Source organism: Streptomyces sp. NPDC001668 (assembly GCF_042893155.1).
GTDB lineage: Bacteria > Actinomycetota > Actinomycetes > Streptomycetales > Streptomycetaceae > Streptomyces.
In genome coordinates this window covers 464663-480441 of record NZ_JBIAUQ010000007.1, presented here as the reverse complement: position 1 = coordinate 480441, position 15779 = coordinate 464663, and the positions used below count along the sequence as shown (strand labels likewise).

12 protein-coding genes and 1 riboswitch are annotated in these 15779 nt (G+C 70.6%); of the genes, 5 read left to right on the top strand and 7 right to left on the bottom strand.

Going from position 1 to position 15779, the window contains the following annotated elements; genetic code table 11:
• The first annotated feature begins 78 nt into the window (after positions 1-78).
• The gene (locus tag ACFYZ8_RS24055; RefSeq protein WP_388537333.1) at positions 79-1152 is read left to right on the top strand and encodes an ABC transporter substrate-binding protein; all 1074 of its coding nucleotides are present in this window, start codon (positions 79-81) and stop codon (positions 1150-1152) included.
• Positions 1153-1167: 15 nt separating this feature from the next.
• Here ACFYZ8_RS24055 and ACFYZ8_RS24050 read toward each other — a convergent pair whose 3' ends face one another.
• The 4 genes from ACFYZ8_RS24050 to ACFYZ8_RS24035 form a co-directional block, all read right to left on the bottom strand.
• Positions 1168-1848, bottom strand: a complete 681-nt coding sequence (locus tag ACFYZ8_RS24050) for a response regulator (protein ID WP_031043638.1) — start codon at positions 1846-1848, stop codon at positions 1168-1170.
• A complete protein-coding gene (locus ACFYZ8_RS24045; RefSeq protein WP_388537331.1) occupies positions 1848-3515 on the bottom strand; it encodes an ATP-binding protein in 1668 nt (555 codons plus the stop codon). The genes ACFYZ8_RS24050 and ACFYZ8_RS24045 overlap by 1 nt, the downstream gene beginning before the upstream one ends.
• Positions 3516-3605: 90 nt before the next feature.
• On the bottom strand, positions 3606-4550 hold the full coding sequence (locus tag ACFYZ8_RS24040) for a sucrase ferredoxin (RefSeq protein WP_388537329.1): 945 nt from the start codon (positions 4548-4550) through the stop codon (positions 3606-3608).
• A gap of 51 nt (positions 4551-4601) precedes the next feature.
• A complete protein-coding gene (locus ACFYZ8_RS24035; protein WP_388537328.1) occupies positions 4602-5864 on the bottom strand; it encodes a citrate synthase in 1263 nt (420 codons plus the stop codon).
• 112 nt (positions 5865-5976) lie between these two features.
• Here ACFYZ8_RS24035 and ACFYZ8_RS24030 point away from each other — a divergent pair, with 112 nt between their 5' ends.
• Positions 5977-7140 (top strand): citrate synthase/methylcitrate synthase, encoded by a 1164-nt coding sequence (locus tag ACFYZ8_RS24030; protein WP_359037246.1) that lies wholly within the window; start codon positions 5977-5979, stop codon positions 7138-7140.
• A gap of 101 nt (positions 7141-7241) precedes the next feature.
• Here the strand turns inward: ACFYZ8_RS24030 and ACFYZ8_RS24025 are convergent, their stop codons facing one another.
• Together ACFYZ8_RS24025 and ACFYZ8_RS24020 are read right to left on the bottom strand one after the other, a co-directional pair.
• The gene (locus ACFYZ8_RS24025; protein ID WP_359037244.1) at positions 7242-7478 is read right to left on the bottom strand and encodes a hypothetical protein; all 237 of its coding nucleotides are present in this window, start codon (positions 7476-7478) and stop codon (positions 7242-7244) included.
• A 416-nt stretch (positions 7479-7894) separates the two neighbouring features.
• The gene (locus ACFYZ8_RS24020; protein ID WP_359037242.1) at positions 7895-8404 is read right to left on the bottom strand and encodes a DUF6082 family protein; all 510 of its coding nucleotides are present in this window, start codon (positions 8402-8404) and stop codon (positions 7895-7897) included.
• 321 nt (positions 8405-8725) lie between these two features.
• Here ACFYZ8_RS24020 and ACFYZ8_RS24015 point away from each other — a divergent pair, with 321 nt between their 5' ends.
• Positions 8726-9796 carry a CobW family GTP-binding protein gene (locus ACFYZ8_RS24015; protein WP_388537325.1) on the top strand — a complete coding sequence of 357 codons (1071 nt, stop codon included), beginning with the start codon at positions 8726-8728 and terminating at the stop codon, positions 9794-9796.
• A gap of 37 nt (positions 9797-9833) precedes the next feature.
• On the opposite strand, the gene ACFYZ8_RS24010 is transcribed toward ACFYZ8_RS24015, so the two are convergent.
• Positions 9834-12287: a DNA topoisomerase (ATP-hydrolyzing) subunit A gene (locus tag ACFYZ8_RS24010; RefSeq protein WP_388537323.1), complete on the bottom strand. Its 2454-nt coding sequence runs from the start codon at positions 12285-12287 to the stop codon at positions 9834-9836.
• Positions 12288-12614: 327 nt separating this feature from the next.
• On the opposite strand from ACFYZ8_RS24010, the gene ACFYZ8_RS24005 reads away from it, so the two are divergent.
• Together ACFYZ8_RS24005 and ACFYZ8_RS24000 are read left to right on the top strand one after the other, a co-directional pair.
• Positions 12615-14009 carry a pitrilysin family protein gene (locus ACFYZ8_RS24005; protein WP_359037288.1) on the top strand — a complete coding sequence of 465 codons (1395 nt, stop codon included), beginning with the start codon at positions 12615-12617 and terminating at the stop codon, positions 14007-14009.
• Positions 14006-15394, top strand: coding sequence for a M16 family metallopeptidase (locus tag ACFYZ8_RS24000; RefSeq protein WP_388537321.1), 1389 nt, complete (start codon positions 14006-14008; stop codon positions 15392-15394). Before ACFYZ8_RS24005 ends, ACFYZ8_RS24000 begins: the two co-directional genes overlap by 4 nt.
• A 209-nt stretch (positions 15395-15603) precedes the next feature.
• Positions 15604-15769, top strand: a riboswitch (cyclic di-AMP (ydaO/yuaA leader).
• The last annotated feature ends 10 nt before the right edge of the window (positions 15770-15779 follow it).

Sequence of the window (15779 nt, the reverse complement as noted above, 5' to 3'; positions counted from 1 at the left end):
CAGGCACGCGGACGCCCCCTTCAGCTGCCGCTCATCTGCTCACCCTTCCCGCACCGCCCTCACAAGGACGTGAACTCCATGCGCAAGACCGCCAGATACACCTCCCTGGCCGCCGCAGGCCTGCTCGCCCTCTCCTCGCTCACCGCGTGCGCGAACGACGCCGCCAGTACGGCGTCGGCCGACTCCGGGAGCAAGGGCGACGGCAAGGGAACCAAGGTCAAGATCATGGTCGGTGGCCTCGACAAGGTCATCTACCTGCCCGCCATGCTCACCCAGCGACTCGGCTACTTCGACTCCGAGGGGCTCGACGTGGAACTGCTGAGCGAGCCCGCCGGTGTCCAGGCCGAGACAGCGCTCGTCTCCGGCCAGGTCCAGGGGGCCGTCGGCTTCTACGACCACACGCTCGACCTGCAGGTGAAGGGCAAGGACGTGGAGTCGGTCGTGCAGTTCTCGCACGCGCCCGGAGAGGTGGAGATCGTCTCGAACAAGGCGGCGGGCGACATCACCTCGGCCAAGGACTTCAAGGGCAAGAAGCTCGGCGTCACCGGCCTCGGCTCCTCGACCGACTTCCTGACCAAGTACCTCGCGGTCAAGAACGGCGTGAAGGTCAGCGACTTCACCCCGGTGGCCGTCGGCGCCGGACCGACGTTCATCTCGGCGCTCCAGCAGGGCGCGATCGACGGCGGCATGACGACCGACCCGACCGTCGCGACGATCCTGGACAAGAAGGCCGGCAAGATCCTCCTGGACATGCGCACGCCCCAGGGCTCGGACGAGGCGCTCGGCGGACCGTATCCCTCGTCAAGCCTGTACATGCAGACGGACTGGGTCAACGGTCACAAGGACACCGTCCAGAAGTTGGCCAATGCATTCGTCAAGACGCTCAAGTGGATGTCCACCCACAGCGCGACCCAGATCGCCGACAAGATGCCCGCCGACTACTCGCAGGGCAACAAGCTGCTGTACGCGGTGGCCATCAAGAACACGCTGCCGATGTTCACCAAGGACGGCGTGATGCCCATGGACGGCCCCGAGACCGTCGAGAAGGTCCTCAAGGCGTTCAACCCCAACATCCAGAACGCCGATGTCGACCTCGACAAGACGTACACGACGGAGTTCGTCGAGAAGGCCGCGCAGAGCACCACCGGCTGAGCGCGGGGCACCTCCTCACGCGCGGGTCGCCCACACGTAACGGTGTTCCGGGCGGCCCGCGTCGCCGTACTTGAGGGTGAGTCTGGCCCGCCCGGTGCGCTCCAGGAGCTTCAGATAGCGCTGGGCGGTCTGTCGGCTCACCCCGGTCCGGTCGGCGATCTCCTGGGCCGACAGAGGCCCTTCGGCGTTCATCAGGGACCTGCGGACGAGTTCCACGGTGGTGGGGGAGTGCCCCTTGGGCAGATCGGGCTCCGCGGGCGAGGAGAGGGCGCCGAAGATGCGGTCGACCTCGGCCTGTTCCGCCTCGCCGCCGCCGTCCAGGGTGCGCCGCAGCTCGGCGTACGCCTCCAGCCTGGCCCTCAGGCCCGCGAAGGCGAACGGCTTGACCAGGTACTGCAGCGCGCCATGACGCATCGCCGCCTGCACGGTCGTCACGTCCCGCGCGGCCGTCACCATGATCACGTCGGTCTGGTGGCCGCGTCTGCGCATCTCCTGGACGACCGCCAGACCTGTCTCGTCGGGCAGGTAGTGGTCCATGAGGACCAGGTCGACGTGGGGCAGCGCCTCCAGCTGACGCAGCGCGTCCGCGGCGCTGTGCGCCTCGCCGGCCACGTGGAAGCCGGGCACCTTCTCGACGTAGGCGGCGTTGACGCGCGCCACGCGGGTGTCGTCGTCCACGACCAGGACCTCGATCATCACGACTCCTCCTCGGTGGCGGTCCGCTGGGCGGGCGGCGCGGTGAGCGCCGGCTGCGGCTCGGCCAGCGCGTCGGGCAGTACGACGGTGAACTCAGCGCCTCCGCCACCGGCCTCCCCGACGGTGGCGCTGCCCCCCTGACGTTCGGCGAGCTTGCGCACCAGGGAGAGGCCGAGTCCGCGTCCGCGATGCGCCGGAGGCTCCTTGGTCGACCAGCCCTCGGTGAAGACCAGTTCGCGCTGCTCCACCGGGATCCCGGGCCCGGTGTCGCGCACCCTGAGGACGGCGGTACGGCCCTCCGCGTGCAACTCGACCTCCACGCGCGCGTGCGCTGCGCCCGCGGCGGCGTCCAGGGCGTTGTCCACGAGGTTGCCGACGATCGTCACCAGCCCGCTCGGATCGACAAGCCGGTCCGGCAGCCGGGTCCGGTCGGAGACCCACAGGGCGACCCCGCGCTCGGCGGCGACGGTCGCCTTGCCCACCAGCAGCGCGGCGAGCAACGGGTCCTCGATCTTCTCCGTGACCTGCTCCGCGGTGGCCCGGTGGTCGCCGACGACCTCTCCGACGAACTCCACGGCGTCGTCGTACATCTCCAGTTCCAGCAGCCCGAGCAGCGTGTGCATCCGGTTGGCGTGCTCGTGGTCCTGGGCGCGCAGGGCGTCGATCAGACCGTGGGTCGAGTCCAGCTCCCGGCCGAGCTGTTCCAGTTCGGTGCGGTCGCGCAGGGTGGCGACGGCACCGCCGTCGTCGGTGGGCATCCGGTTGGCGACCAGCACCCGCTGCCCACGGACGGTGACCAGGTCGGTCCCTGTCACCCGTCCCGCCAGGACGTCCGCCGTACGGCCGTCCCCGAGCGCGTCGTCGGGGGAGCGGCCGACGGCCTCGTCGCCGATGCCCAGCAGGCGCCGTGCCTCGTCGTTGAGCAGCCTGATGCGCCCCGCGCGGTCCAGGGCCACCACACCCTCCCGGATGCCGTGCAGCATGGCCTCGCGCTCGGCGAGGAGAGCGGAGATGTCGGAGAAGGCCAGGTCACGGGTCTGCCGCTGGACTCTGCGGGAGATGAGCCACGCTGCCAGCGCGCCGACGGCGAGGGCCCCGCCTGCGTAGGCGAACAACCCTGGGATCGCGTGGATGAGCCGGGCGCGCACGCTGTCGTAGGCGATGCCGACGGAGACGGCCCCGACGATGTGATGCGCGCTGTCGTAGAGCGGCACCTTGCCGCGCGCGGTGCGGCCCAGGGTGCCGCTGTCGATCTGCATGACCTCGCCGCCCGCGAGGGCCTGGCCGGGGTCGGTCGAGACGGTCCTGCCGACCTCGCTGCGGGTGGGGTGCGACCAGCGGACGCCCCGCCAGTCCATCACCACGACGTACTCGGCCCCGGTCGCCTCGCGGATCCGCTCGGCCTCCCGCTGGACGGGGCCGTCGGGCAGCGGGGGCGTGTCCTTGACCTGCTCGGCGATCTGCGACTCGGCGGCGGTGGTCTGGGCGATGGCGAGCGCGCGGCGCATCGCCTGGTCGTCGAGCTGGTCGCTCAGAGGCGCCAGGAAGAGACCCGTCGCGAGCACCGCGACCCCCGCGGCGATCGCCAGCTGCATCAGGAGCACCTGTGAGAACACCCTGCGGGGCAGTCCGAGGCGCAGGCGGCGGGCGGGGGAAGTGCGGCTCATACCCATGACGGTACGGGGAGGTGCCGGATCCGCCGCAGGGGGTGTGGCATGGATCTCTTGATCAATACGTTGACGGAGCTGCCGGCCCGGTCAGCTCGCCAGCGCTGTCGATGTCCTCAGCTCGCGCACCGCCACCACGTCCATCCGCGCGGGCGAGCCGAGCACCGACGCACCGCAGCTCTCCGGACGGGGCGGCAGGGCCGCGGTCTGGGCCACCAGGACGCGCCAGTGACGACCGTCGGCGTGTGCGACGGTCACCTCCCAGTGCGGAGCAGCCCCGTCCATGCGTACGACCGTCAGCGCCTCCGCCGCGTATTCACGCACCGTCGTGCGGACGGCCAGCTCGGCCGCCTGGCCGGGACGCTCCCAGGCGGAGTTGCCGCGACAGCCCTCGACCACGATCCGGCCCGCCTGGACGCTGTGGAGGACTTCCTTGACGGCATGGGCCTCGGCGCGGCCGTAGGCGTAGCCGTACGGCAGGACGAGCAGCGTCGGGGAGAACCGGTGACCACCCAGATGGGTGACCTCCCAGGCGCCCTCGACACCCGAGGCGGCCAGTTCGGCGGCGAGCGGGCGGCCCAGGAGCGCGCAGCATCGGTCCCGCTTGCCGTTGGTGCAGACGAGCGCGAGCGGGTCGCCGGGGTGGGGGCTTCCACCGAGCGTCGCGTCGAAGCCGCTGTGGTCGCCCCTGCCGAGTGCGGCGAGGTCCAGGTCGAGCAGGTCCCGTGGATCGCGGGTCGTCGCACCGTGCAGCCACACGTTGCCGGGCACGGTGTGGGCGGCGTACACCTGCCGGGTGGTGGGTGTACCGCTGTCGGCGTGCCGTCCTGGGCGGCGGATGAGCGCGATACGCACGCCCGTGTCCTTCGCTGCGGCTTCCAGGGCGCGGCCCAGCGCGGGGTCCAGGTGGCTCGAAGTGAGCGCCTTGGCGCCCCAGGGACCGGGCTGTTCCAGCAGCAGCCAGGTCCGCGCGGTGGCCGCGGTTCCGGAAACGGGCTCGTCGAGGTCGTGCGAGACCGTTGAGCAGGTACTCACAGAGGTGAGCCTAACCTGACTTGCGGCGCGGTGACTTCCGGCCTCGCCGGGTCAGCCCTCCGGCAGGGGTTGCGGCGGCTTCGGGCCCGCATAGATGCCGCTCGGGCGCATGCGCAACGGGCGTTCTCCGTACTCCTCCAGCGCGTGGGCGATCCAGCCCGCCGTACGGGCGACGGCGAAGATCGTCTCGCCGGCCGTGGACGGCATCCCTGAGGAGGCGGTGAGCACGGCGAGGGCCAGGTCCACGTTGGCGTGCAGAGGGGCGTGGCGGGCGGTGGTGGCCACCACGTCGCGGGCCGCCAGAAGGGCGGGTTCGGCGCGCGGGATCTCCTCCAGGAGGCCGAAAAGGACACGCGCGCGGGGGTCCTCGCCCGGGTAGAGACGGTGGCCGAGGCCCGGGATGCGGCGGCCGGCCCGCAGCTCCTCCGCGATCACGGGGGCCGCGTCGCCCCGGTCGAGCACGTCGAGCAGCAGCTTGTGGGCGAGCCCGCTGGCCGCGCCGTGCAGGGGGCCCTCCAGGACGCCGAGTCCGGCGGAGACGGCCGCGTACGCGTGCGCGCGGGCCGATGCTGCCACGCGTACCGCGAGGGTCGAGGCGGCGAGGTCGTGGTCGACGAGCAGGCCGAGCGCGGTGTCCAGCACGCGCAGCGACGCCTCGTCCGGCTTGCGTCCGCTGAGGCGTGTCCACAGCCGGGGCCCCAGGGGGCCGTCGTCACGGCGGCGGTCGTGGAGGACGGGGGGCAGGGCGGCGACGAGGGTCGGGATGAGGGTCCGGGCGGTGCCGAGCACGGCCTCCTCGGACAGGTCGAAGCGCAGGGGGTCGGCCGCCGCTGCGGCGATCGCGGCGACCCGCAGGCGGTCGGTCGGGCCGGCGTGTTCGGGCAGCGCGTGCACCGCGCGGCGGGCCGCGTCGACCACGGCGTCGGGTGCGGCGAAGGTGACGCCGGGCCGCATGCGGCCGGTCCAGAGCCACTCCGCGATCTCCTCGTAGGAGTGGCGCGCGACGAGTTCGGTCGCGTCGACGCCCCGGAAGTAGTAGCGGTCCCGGTCGATGAACGTGATGCGGGTCCGTACGGACAGTTCGCCGCCGGAGCCCGGGCTCCCGCCGCTCTCCCGGCGATTGCGCCGGGCGAGGCTCTCCACCTCTTTGGCGTCGAAGGTGCTGCCCCGGCCGCCGGGGACGCGTCGGCTGCTGAGCTGGCCGCGGCTCACGTAGGCGTAGACGGTCTCGGGTTTCACGCCGAGCACTTCGGCGGCCTCCTTGGTGCTGAGCCGGTGGTCGGCGGAGCCGGGGAGCGGGGCTTGATCGCGCATAAGAGGTCACCGTATCCGCAGCCGGGTGGGTTGATTGAGATGTATTGATTCAATCAATATTGACAGATATTGAGTCAACCATGGACAGTCAAATCAAGTCCAGGGAGGAATCATGTCGGTCAACAGGTCCGCAACCGCACTCGTCGACGTACCGCGAGGACTCGCCGGAGTCGTCGTCACCGACACCGAGGTCGGGGATGTCCGGGGGCGCGAGGGGTTCTATCACTACCGCCAGTACTCGGCCGTCGAACTCGCGCAGACCCGCGCCTTCGAGGACGTCTGGCATCTCCTGGTCCACGGCGAACTGCCGGACGCCGGACGGGCCGTGGCCTTCCGCGCCGAGACCGCGGCGTCGCGGCGGCTGCCGGACGAGGTCCGGGCGGCGCTGCCGGCGATCGCGGCGGCGAGCGGGCGGTCGGGGCCGCTGGCCGGTATGCGCACCGCCTTGTCGTTGCTCGGGGCGGCGAAGGGCTTCCGGCCGGTGTACGACATCGACCCGGACGAGCGACGGCGGGACACGATCGCGGCGGCCGCGGCGGTGCCGACGCTGCTCACCGCGTTGCAACGGCTCGGCAAGGGGCTGGAGCCGGTGGAACCGCGTGAGGATCTCTCGTACGCGGCGAACTACCTCTACATGTTGACGGGGGCGGAACCGGAGCCGCGGCGGGCGCGAGCGGTCGAGCAGTACTTGATCTCAACCATTGATCACGGATTCAATGCATCAACCTTCACGGCGCGGGTCATCGCGTCGACGGGCGCGGATGTGGCGGCGTGTCTGGTGGGGGCCGTGGGGGCGTTGTCGGGGCCACTGCACGGCGGCGCACCGAGCCGGGCGCTGGACACCCTGGACGCGATCGGCACGCCCGACCGTATCGATCCCTGGATCCGCGAGCGGGTACTCGCGGGCGAACGGATCATGGGCTTCGGCCACGCGATCTACCGCACGGAGGATCCGCGTTCCCGGATGCTGCGGGAGGTGGCCCAGCGGTTCGGGGGGCCTCGCGTGGACTTCGCCGTCGAGGTGGAACGCCATGTCGAGGCGATCCTGGCGGAGCTGAAGCCGGGGCGGGAGTTGCACACCAACGTGGAGTTCTACGCGGGCGTGGTCATGGAGCTGTGCGGGCTGCCCCGAGAGATGTTCACGCCTACGTTCGCGGCGGCGCGGGTGGTGGGGTGGAGTGCGAACATCCTTGAGCAGGCGGCGGACTCGAAGATCATTCGGCCGGTGGCGCGGTATGTGGGGGTGGAGGCACCGGTGCCGGTGCCGGTCGCATAGAAGAGGCGCTGCACAGGTAGAGGCCCGGCATCCATGGATACCGGGCCTGGAATGCTGGACCAAGCCGACACCGGCGTTCCCGAGATCGGCCGCACCTCTTGCTATACGTCCGGGATGTCGCTTTTCGCGCGCACCAGAGTCTCTCTCGTGATGACCACGATTCTTTCGTAGTCGGCTCGTGCCGCATCGGGTGGGAGCTCCGGGTCGAGCTCCATGGTGGCCTCTCGCCCGATGACGGCGAAGTTGCCGTCGCTGAGCTCGAAGATGTCGGGGCAGGTCTGGCCAGAAGCGCTGCCCCGTTCGCGCGGAGAAGCCCCCACACGGCGCACGATTTTCACGGAGAGATACCAACCTAACTCGGAGTCACGGAAAGGGCTCCGAGTTGTCTCCTCGGATGCTGGTGCCTCCGGGGCAGGGTGGTTCGGCGGAGGCTGGGATCCGCGCGGAGGGGTGGGCGCCCGGATACCCGGGGTGCGGGCAGTCAAAACATAGCGGTTCTTCCGGTGCCGCTGATGCTCACGGGGCCGCACGTCGGTCGAGTGAATTGCTCCGTGGGGGCCTCGGGGGCCTGGGCGCGGGGCTACGGCCATTCCGTCGCGTCGGCCGGTTGCGCAGGAGCGCGGAGGGGGCGCACGTCCGGTATGCATGATCCGCAGGGACTCGGTGGGGCCGCCGAGTTTACCCCTGCAGAGCAAGGCCGGAGGGTGTCGCAGGAGTCTGTCCGATGCCGGCCGAGGCGATCACGCGAGACCGCTCAGTCACGTGGAATCTCGGGCGGCTCCCCCACCACCCACCACTCGTCGTTGTCCGTCTCGGCCAGTTCACGGATCAAGTCATCCATCATGCGGCCCAGTTGGGCTTCTTCGGACGCTTCGGGAAGGCTCTTGCGGTGGTGCTGGGTCGCGGCCCAGTAGTCCTGGAAGATCTTGTTCTGGCAGATGACCCGGAGGTGTCCGAAGAGTTCGGCACGTGTCAGGGCGCCGATGCGGTGGAAGTACAGGGCGTTGGTGTACAGCGCGTTCGCGAAGAGGAACTGCCGCTGTTTCTCCAGGGGTATCTCGGTCTCGTAGGTGTCGAGAACCGCCGCCAGTGTCGGATCGCTCATGGCTTTGCAGAGCAGATCAAAGTGGAGTCGGTGTTGTTCGGTGAGTGCTGCTTTCCTGTGGTTGCGCAAGCCTGGCGTCGCGATGGAGCGGGTCACAACTGCAAAACCTGACGTCACGGCTGAGAGGATCCTCCGTACGCCGACGCTCTGTGTGGCCATGTCATCCCCGATTCAAACGGCCGTCCGCCGGTCGTCGGGGTGCGGGTCGACTGATGGGGACCGGCGAGCGGTGGGCGGCGCTTGCCGTCTCCCAGGGTGCCGAGCGGTTCTGATCGGCGGGGGAGGCGGAGAGGAGGCGCACGGAGGGAAGCGAGGGTCGCACGAACCGGCGCCTTCCCCAACGTCTGCCCCGCAAATGCTGCTAACAATCGTTCACTTCGCGGTGATTATTCCGGCTCGTATCCTGGTCCGGCATTCACACCTCGTACGTGCGCCGGGATCACGATCCGGTGCACGCAGCAGCGCGAAAGAGGTCGTACGTTGAGTCAGCCGAGCGGGAGCCCCCGGCAGATCCCGGTCGTCGTGCTCGCCGGATTCCTGGGTTCCGGCAAGACCACGCTCCTCAATCATCTCCTGCACCGCAGCGGCGGCAGCCGTATCGGCGCCGTCGTCAACGACTTCGGTGCCATCGAGATCGACGCCATGGCCGTCGCGGGCGCGCTCGGCGACTCCACCGTCTCTCTCGGGAACGGCTGCCTGTGCTGCGCCGTCGACGTCAGCGAGCTCGACGGCTACCTCGCCAAGCTCGCCCACCCCGAGGCCGGCATCGATGTCATCGTCATCGAGGCCAGCGGGCTCGCCGAGCCGCAGGAACTGGTCCGTATGGTGCTCGCCAGCGAGGAGCCCCACATCGTCTACGGCGGTCTCGTCGAGGTCGTCGACGCCGCCGAGTTCGACGACACCCGCGCCCGCCACCCCGAGCTCGACCGGCACCTCGCCCTCGCCGACCTCGTCGTCGTCAACAAGCTCGACCGGGCGGCTCCCCAGGACGCCGAGCGCGTTCTGGCGGTCGTCCGGTCCCTCGTCGACCGCGCCGCCGTCGTCCCCGCCACCTACGGCCGCATCGACCCCGAGTTCCTCTTCGACTGCCGGCCCAGCGAGGAGCGCGTCGGGCAGCTCTCCTTCGACGACCTGCACGACCACACCGACGAGCACGGCCACGAGGACCACCTGCACGCCGGCTACGACAGCGTGTCGTTCCGCTCCGACGTGCCCATGGACCCCCGCCGCCTGATGGCCTTCCTCGACAGCAGGCCGGAGGGGCTGTACCGGATCAAGGGGTACGTCGACTTCGGGCCGTACGACGCCCGCAACCGCTACGCCGTCCACGCCGTGGGCAGCTTCCTGCGGTTCTACCCCGAGCCGTGGGGCGCCGGGGACGACCGGCTCACCCAGCTCGTCCTCATCGGGCGCGGCATCGACCCCCAGGCGCTCCACAAGGATCTGGGAGAGTGCGCGAAGGACGCCCCGCACACCGCCGACGAGGCCGGCATGTGGGGCGTCCTGCGCTACGTCCAGGGCACCGAGGAGGACCCCGAAGAACCGGCCTAGGAGAACCGGCCTAGGAGACCCCGTCCAGAAGAACCGCCTAGACCGGCCCCGCCACCACCGACACCGTCTTCGCCAGCGACACGCCCGAGCCGTCGCGGCGCGGGTCGATCTCCGGGAGTTCGGCCGGTGTGCCGTTCTTCTGCGCGGCGCGGGCCGGGACGGCGCCCGCCCAGGCCAGGGACAGGCAGTCCTCGCCCTTCAGGAACCGCTGGCAGCGGACACCGCCCGTGGCGCGGCCCTTGCGCGGGTACTGGTCGAACGGGGTCAGCTTGGCCGTCGTCTGGACCGAGTCGTCGAGCGTGCCGCGCGAGCCCGCGACCGTGAAGACGACCGCGTCCGCCGCCGGGTCCACCGCGGTGAAGGAGATGACCTTCGCGCCCTCGGTCAGCTTGATGCCGGTCATACCGCCCGCCGGACGGCCCTGCGGGCGGACCTGCGAGGCCTGGTAGCGAAGGAGCTGGGCGTCGTCGGTGATGAACACCAGGTCCTCCTCGCCGGTCCGCAGCTCGACCGCGCCGACGATACGGTCGCCCTCCTTGAGCGTGATGACCTCCAACTCGTCCTTGTTGGAGGGGTAGTCGGGGACCACGCGCTTGACGACGCCCTGTTCGGTGCCGAGCGCCAGACCGGGCGAGGACTCGTCCAGCGTGGTGAGGCAGATCAGCGTCTCGCCGTCCTCCAGGGAGACGAACTCCGCCAGCGGGGCGCCGCCCGAGAGGTTCGCGGCCGACTCCGGCAGCTGCGGCAGGTCGATGACGTTGATCCGCAGCAGGCGGCCCGACGAGGTCACCGCGCCGATCTCGCCCCGCGCGGTGGCCGGTACCGCGGAGACGATCACGTCGTGCTTGGCGCGCTTGCCGTCGGCCTCCTCCGGGAACGGCTCGCCGTTCGCCGTACGGGCCAGCAGCCCCGTCGAGGACAGCAGCACCCGGCACGGGTCGTCCGCCACCTGGAGCGGAACGGCCGCCACGGGGGCCGTCGCTCCGGCCTCCAGCAGGACCGTGCGCCGCTCGGTGCCGTACTTCTTGGCGACCGCGGCCAGTTCGGCGGAGACCAGCTTGCGCAGCTCGGCGTCCGACTCCAGGATCCGGGTCAGCTCCGCGATCTCCGCGTTCAGCCGGTCCTGCTCCGACTCCAGCTCGATGCGGTCGAACCGGGTCAGGCGCCGCAGGGGCGTGTCCAGGATGTACTGCGTCTGGATCTCGCTCAGCGAGAAGCGCTCGATCAGCCGCTCCTTCGCCTGCGCGGAGTTGTCACTGGAGCGGATGATCCGGATGACCTCGTCGATGTCGACCAGGGCGGTGAGCAGGCCCTCGACCAGGTGCAGCCGGTCGCGCCGCTTGGTGCGCCGGAACTCGCTGCGGCGGCGCACCACTTCGAAGCGGTGGTCGAGGTAGACCTCCAGAAGCTCCTTGAGGCCCAGCGTGAGGGGCTGTCCGTCCACCAGCGCCACGTTGTTCACGCCGAAGGACTCCTCCATCGGCGTCAGCTTGTAGAGCTGCTCAAGGACCGCCTCCGGCACGAAGCCGTTCTTGATCTCGATGACCAGCCGCAGGCCGTGCGCGCGGTCGGTGAGGTCCTTGACGTCGGCGATGCCCTGGAGCTTCTTCGAGCCGACCAGATCCTTGATCTTGGCGATCACCTTCTCCGGGCCGACCGTGAAGGGCAGCTCGGTGACGACGAGGCCCTTGCGGCGGGCCGTCACCGTCTCCACCGACACCGTCGCGCGGATCTTGAAGGTGCCGCGGCCCGTCTCGTAGGCGTCCCTGATGCCCGAGAGGCCGACGATCCGGCCGCCGGTGGGCAGGTCGGGGCCCGGGATGTGCTTCATCAGGGCGTCCAGATCCGCGTTCGGGTAGCGGATCAGGTGGCGGGCGGCCGCGATGACCTCGTTGAGGTTGTGCGGCGCCATGTTGGTGGCCATGCCGACCGCGATGCCCGAGGCGCCGTTCACCAGGAGGTTGGGGAAGGCGGCGGGCAGCGCGCCCGGCTCCTGCTCCTGGCCGTCGTAGTTCGGGGCGAAGTCGACGGTGTCCTCGTCGATGGACTCCGTCATCAGGCTCGCGGCCTCGGCGGCGCGGCACTCGGTGTACCGCATGGCGGCCGGCGGGTCGTCGTTGCCCAGCGAGCCGAAGTTGCCGTGGCCGTCGACCAGCGGCACGCTCATCGAGAAGGGCTGGGCCATGCGCACGAGCGCGTCGTAGATCGACGCGTCGCCGTGCGGGTGCAGCTTGCCCATGACCTCGCCGACCACGCGGGCGCACTTCACATAGCCGCGGTCGGGACGCAGGCCCATCTCGTTCATCTGGTAGACGATGCGCCGGTGCACCGGCTTGAGGCCGTCGCGGGCGTCGGGGAGCGCGCGGGAGTAGATGACCGAGTACGCGTACTCGAGGTACGAGCCCTTCATCTCGTCCACGACGTCGATGTCGAGGATCCGCTCCTCGTACGAGTCGTCGGGCGGCGGGGTCTTCGTGCTGCGGCGGGCCATCGCTGCCGGCTCCTCTTTTCTGGTCGCTCGCCTACGGGTCGCTCACGTCGGCCCTTTGGCTCACTCTTGCTGAAGCGTGAACGGGATCTGACGCGGACCATTGTGGACCGCGGCACTGACAGTCCGGGCCGGGACCCGGCTGGGCCGCCCTGCACGGCGACCGCACGGCGCCTCCCTCACGGTTGCCCGCAGGCTACGCGATCCGCTGTGGGCGTACGCGCCCCGGGAACTTCACCGAGGGTCCGCACGCTTGCATACAGTGGCAGGACCGGCAGGAAAACCGCGGTTTCGACGACCGCGACCGCGATCGAAGGGACGTACATGCCCATGGGTCACACGGCCACAGACCAGGCAGGCACCGGGGGCCTGACAGCGACCGAGCACCGCCTGGCCAACGGCCTGCGCGTGGTGCTCTCCGAGGACCACCTGACCCCGGTCGCGGCGGTGTGCCTCTGGTACGACGTCGGCTCGCGCCACGAGGTCAAGGGGCGTACCGGCCTTGCTCACCTTTTCGAGCACCTGATGTTCCAGGGCTCCAAGCAGGTGCACGGCAACGGGCACTTCGAGCTCGTCCAGGGCGCGGGCGGCTCGCTCAACGGCACCACCAGCTTCGAGCGCACCAACTACTTCGAGACCATGCCGACCCACCAGCTGGAGCTCGCCCTCTGGCTGGAGGCCGACCGCATGGGCTCGCTGCTGGCCGCCCTCGACGACGAGTCGATGGAGAACCAGCGCGACGTCGTCAAGAACGAGCGCAGGCAGCGCTACGACAACGTCCCCTACGGCACCGCGTTCGAGAAGCTGACCGCGCTCGCCTACCCCGAGGGCCACCCCTACCACCACACGCCGATCGGCTCGATGGCGGACCTGGACGCGGCCACGCTGGAGGACGCGCGCGCGTTCTTCCGTACGTACTACGCGCCGAACAACGCCGTCCTGTCGGTCGTCGGCGACATCGACCCCGAGCAGACGCTCGCCTGGATCGAGAAGTACTTCGGCTCCATCCCCTCCCACGACGGCAAGCCCGCGCCCCGCGACGGCTCGCTGCCCGAGATCATCGGGGAGCAGCTGCGCGAGGTCGTCGAGGAGGAGGTCCCCGCGCGCGCGTTGATGGCCGCCTACCGGCTGCCGCACGACGGCACCCGCGAGGCGGACGCGGCCGACCTCGCCCTCACCGTCCTCGGCGGCGGCGAGTCCTCCCGCCTCTACAACCGGCTCGTACGGCGCGACCGTACGGCCGTCGCGGCCGGCTTCGGCCTGCTGCGCCTGGCCGGTGCGCCCTCCCTGGGCTGGCTCGACGTGAAGACCTCTGGTGACGTCGAGGTGCCGGTCATCGAGGCCGCCATCGACGAGGAGCTCGCCCGGTTCGCCGAGGAGGGCCCCACCGCCGAGGAGATGGAGCGCGCCCAGGCCCAGTTGGAGCGCGAGTGGCTGGACCGGCTCGGCACCGTCGCCGGCCGCGCCGACGAACTGTGCCGGTACGCCGTCCTGTTCGGCGACCCGCAGCTCGCCCTGACCGCCGTACAGCGCGTCCTGGAGGTGAGCGCCGAGGAGGTGCAGGAGGTCGCCAAGGCCAAACTGCGCCCCGACAACCGCGCGGTGCTCGTCTACGAGCCCACCGCCCCGGCGGAGATCGCCGACAGCGCCGAGGAGGCCGCCGAGGACCCGCAGGCCGCGGCGACCGTAGAAGCCAGCGACGACAACGAGGAGGCGGCCAAGTGACGGAGCTCGCCGCGATGGAATTCCACCCGCAGCCGCAGGCGGGCGAGCCCAAGGTCTGGGCCTTCCCCGCCCCCGAGCGCGGGACGCTCGACAACGGCCTGACCCTGCTGCGCTGCCACCGCCCCGGCCAGCAGGTCGTCGCCGTCGAGGTGCTCCTGGACGCGCCCCTGGACGCGGAACCGGCCGGCCTGGACGGCGTCGCCACGATCATGGCGCGCGCCTTCTCGGAGGGCACCGACAAGCACTCCGCCGAGGAGTTCGCCGCCGAACTGGAGCGCTGCGGCGCCACTCTCGACGCGCACGCCGACCACCCGGGCGTCCGCCTCAGCCTCGAAGTGCCCGCCTCCCGGCTCGCCAAGGCGCTCGGTCTGCTGGCCGACGCGCTCAGGGCGCCCGCGTTCGCGGACAGCGAGGTCGAGCGGCTCGTCCGCAACCGCCTGGACGAGATCCCGCACGAGCTGGCCAACCCGTCCCGCCGCGCGGCCAAGGAGCTCTCGAGGGAGCTGTTCCCGGCGGACTCGCGCATGTCGCGCCCGCGCCAGGGCACCGAGGAGACGGTCGAGAACATCGACTCCGCGGCCGTACGCGCCTTCTACGAGAAGCATGTGCGCCCCGCCACCGCGACCGCCGTGGTCGTCGGCGACCTCACCGACATCGACCTGGACGCGCTGCTCGCCGACACCCTCGGAGCCTGGACCGGCTCCACCGCGCAGCCGCGTCCGGTGCCTGCGGTGACCGCCGACGACACCGGTCGGGTCGTCATCGTGGACCGCCCCGGCGCCGTCCAGACGCAGCTGTTGATCGGCCGTATCGGTGCCGACCGGCACGCACGCGTGTGGCCCGCGCAGGTGCTCGGCACGTACTGCCTCGGCGGCACCCTCACCTCCCGCCTGGACCGCGTCCTGCGCGAGGAGAAGGGCTACACCTACGGCGTACGGTCGTTCGGGCAGGTCCTCAGGTCCGCCCCGGACGGCTCGGGAGCCGCGATGCTCGCCATCAGCGGCTCGGTCGACACCCCGAACACCGGTCCCGCCCTGGACGACCTGTGGAAGGTGCTGCGCACCCTCGCGGAGGGCGGTCTCACCGACGCCGAGCGCGATGTCGCCGTACAGAACCTGGTCGGTGTGGCGCCGCTCAAGTACGAGACCGCGGCGGCCGTGGCGAGCACGCTGGCCGACCAGGTCGAGCAGCACCTGCCCGACGACTACCAGGCGACGCTGTACCAGCAGCTCGCCGCGACCGGCACCGTCGAGGCCACCGCCGCCGTCGTCAACGCCTTCCCGGTGGACCGGCTGGTGACGATCCTGGTCGGCGACGCGGCGGCCATCAAGGAGCCCGTCGAGGCCCTCGGTATCGGCGAGGTCAAGGTCGTGTCGGCCGAGTAGCGGAAGCATGACCGAGGGGCCCTGGTGACGGCAGCGTCGCCAGGGCCCCTTCGGCACCCGACTCTCTTAGATGTCCGAATTGGGCAGGAGGTTGCCTGTCTGCCCTGTGGGATGCGCTACAAACACCCTGATCGGTTTGGGGATTGAAAGCGGCCCCGCTTAGCGTCCTCTGGGCTGTCCGTCAGGCACTGCGCCGCGCCCGCGGCACCGGACAGTCATCGCCGAGTCCCCGCATGGCGCGAGCCAGGGGAGCCGGGGACCCACACCACAAGTCCCTGGGGTGAATCGGACGCCCGCGCACCGCGAGGGGGTCCGTAGGAGACCTTCCTGCTCCGAACCCGTCAGCTAACCCGGTAGGCGAGAGGGAAGGAAAGGACCAGCCACT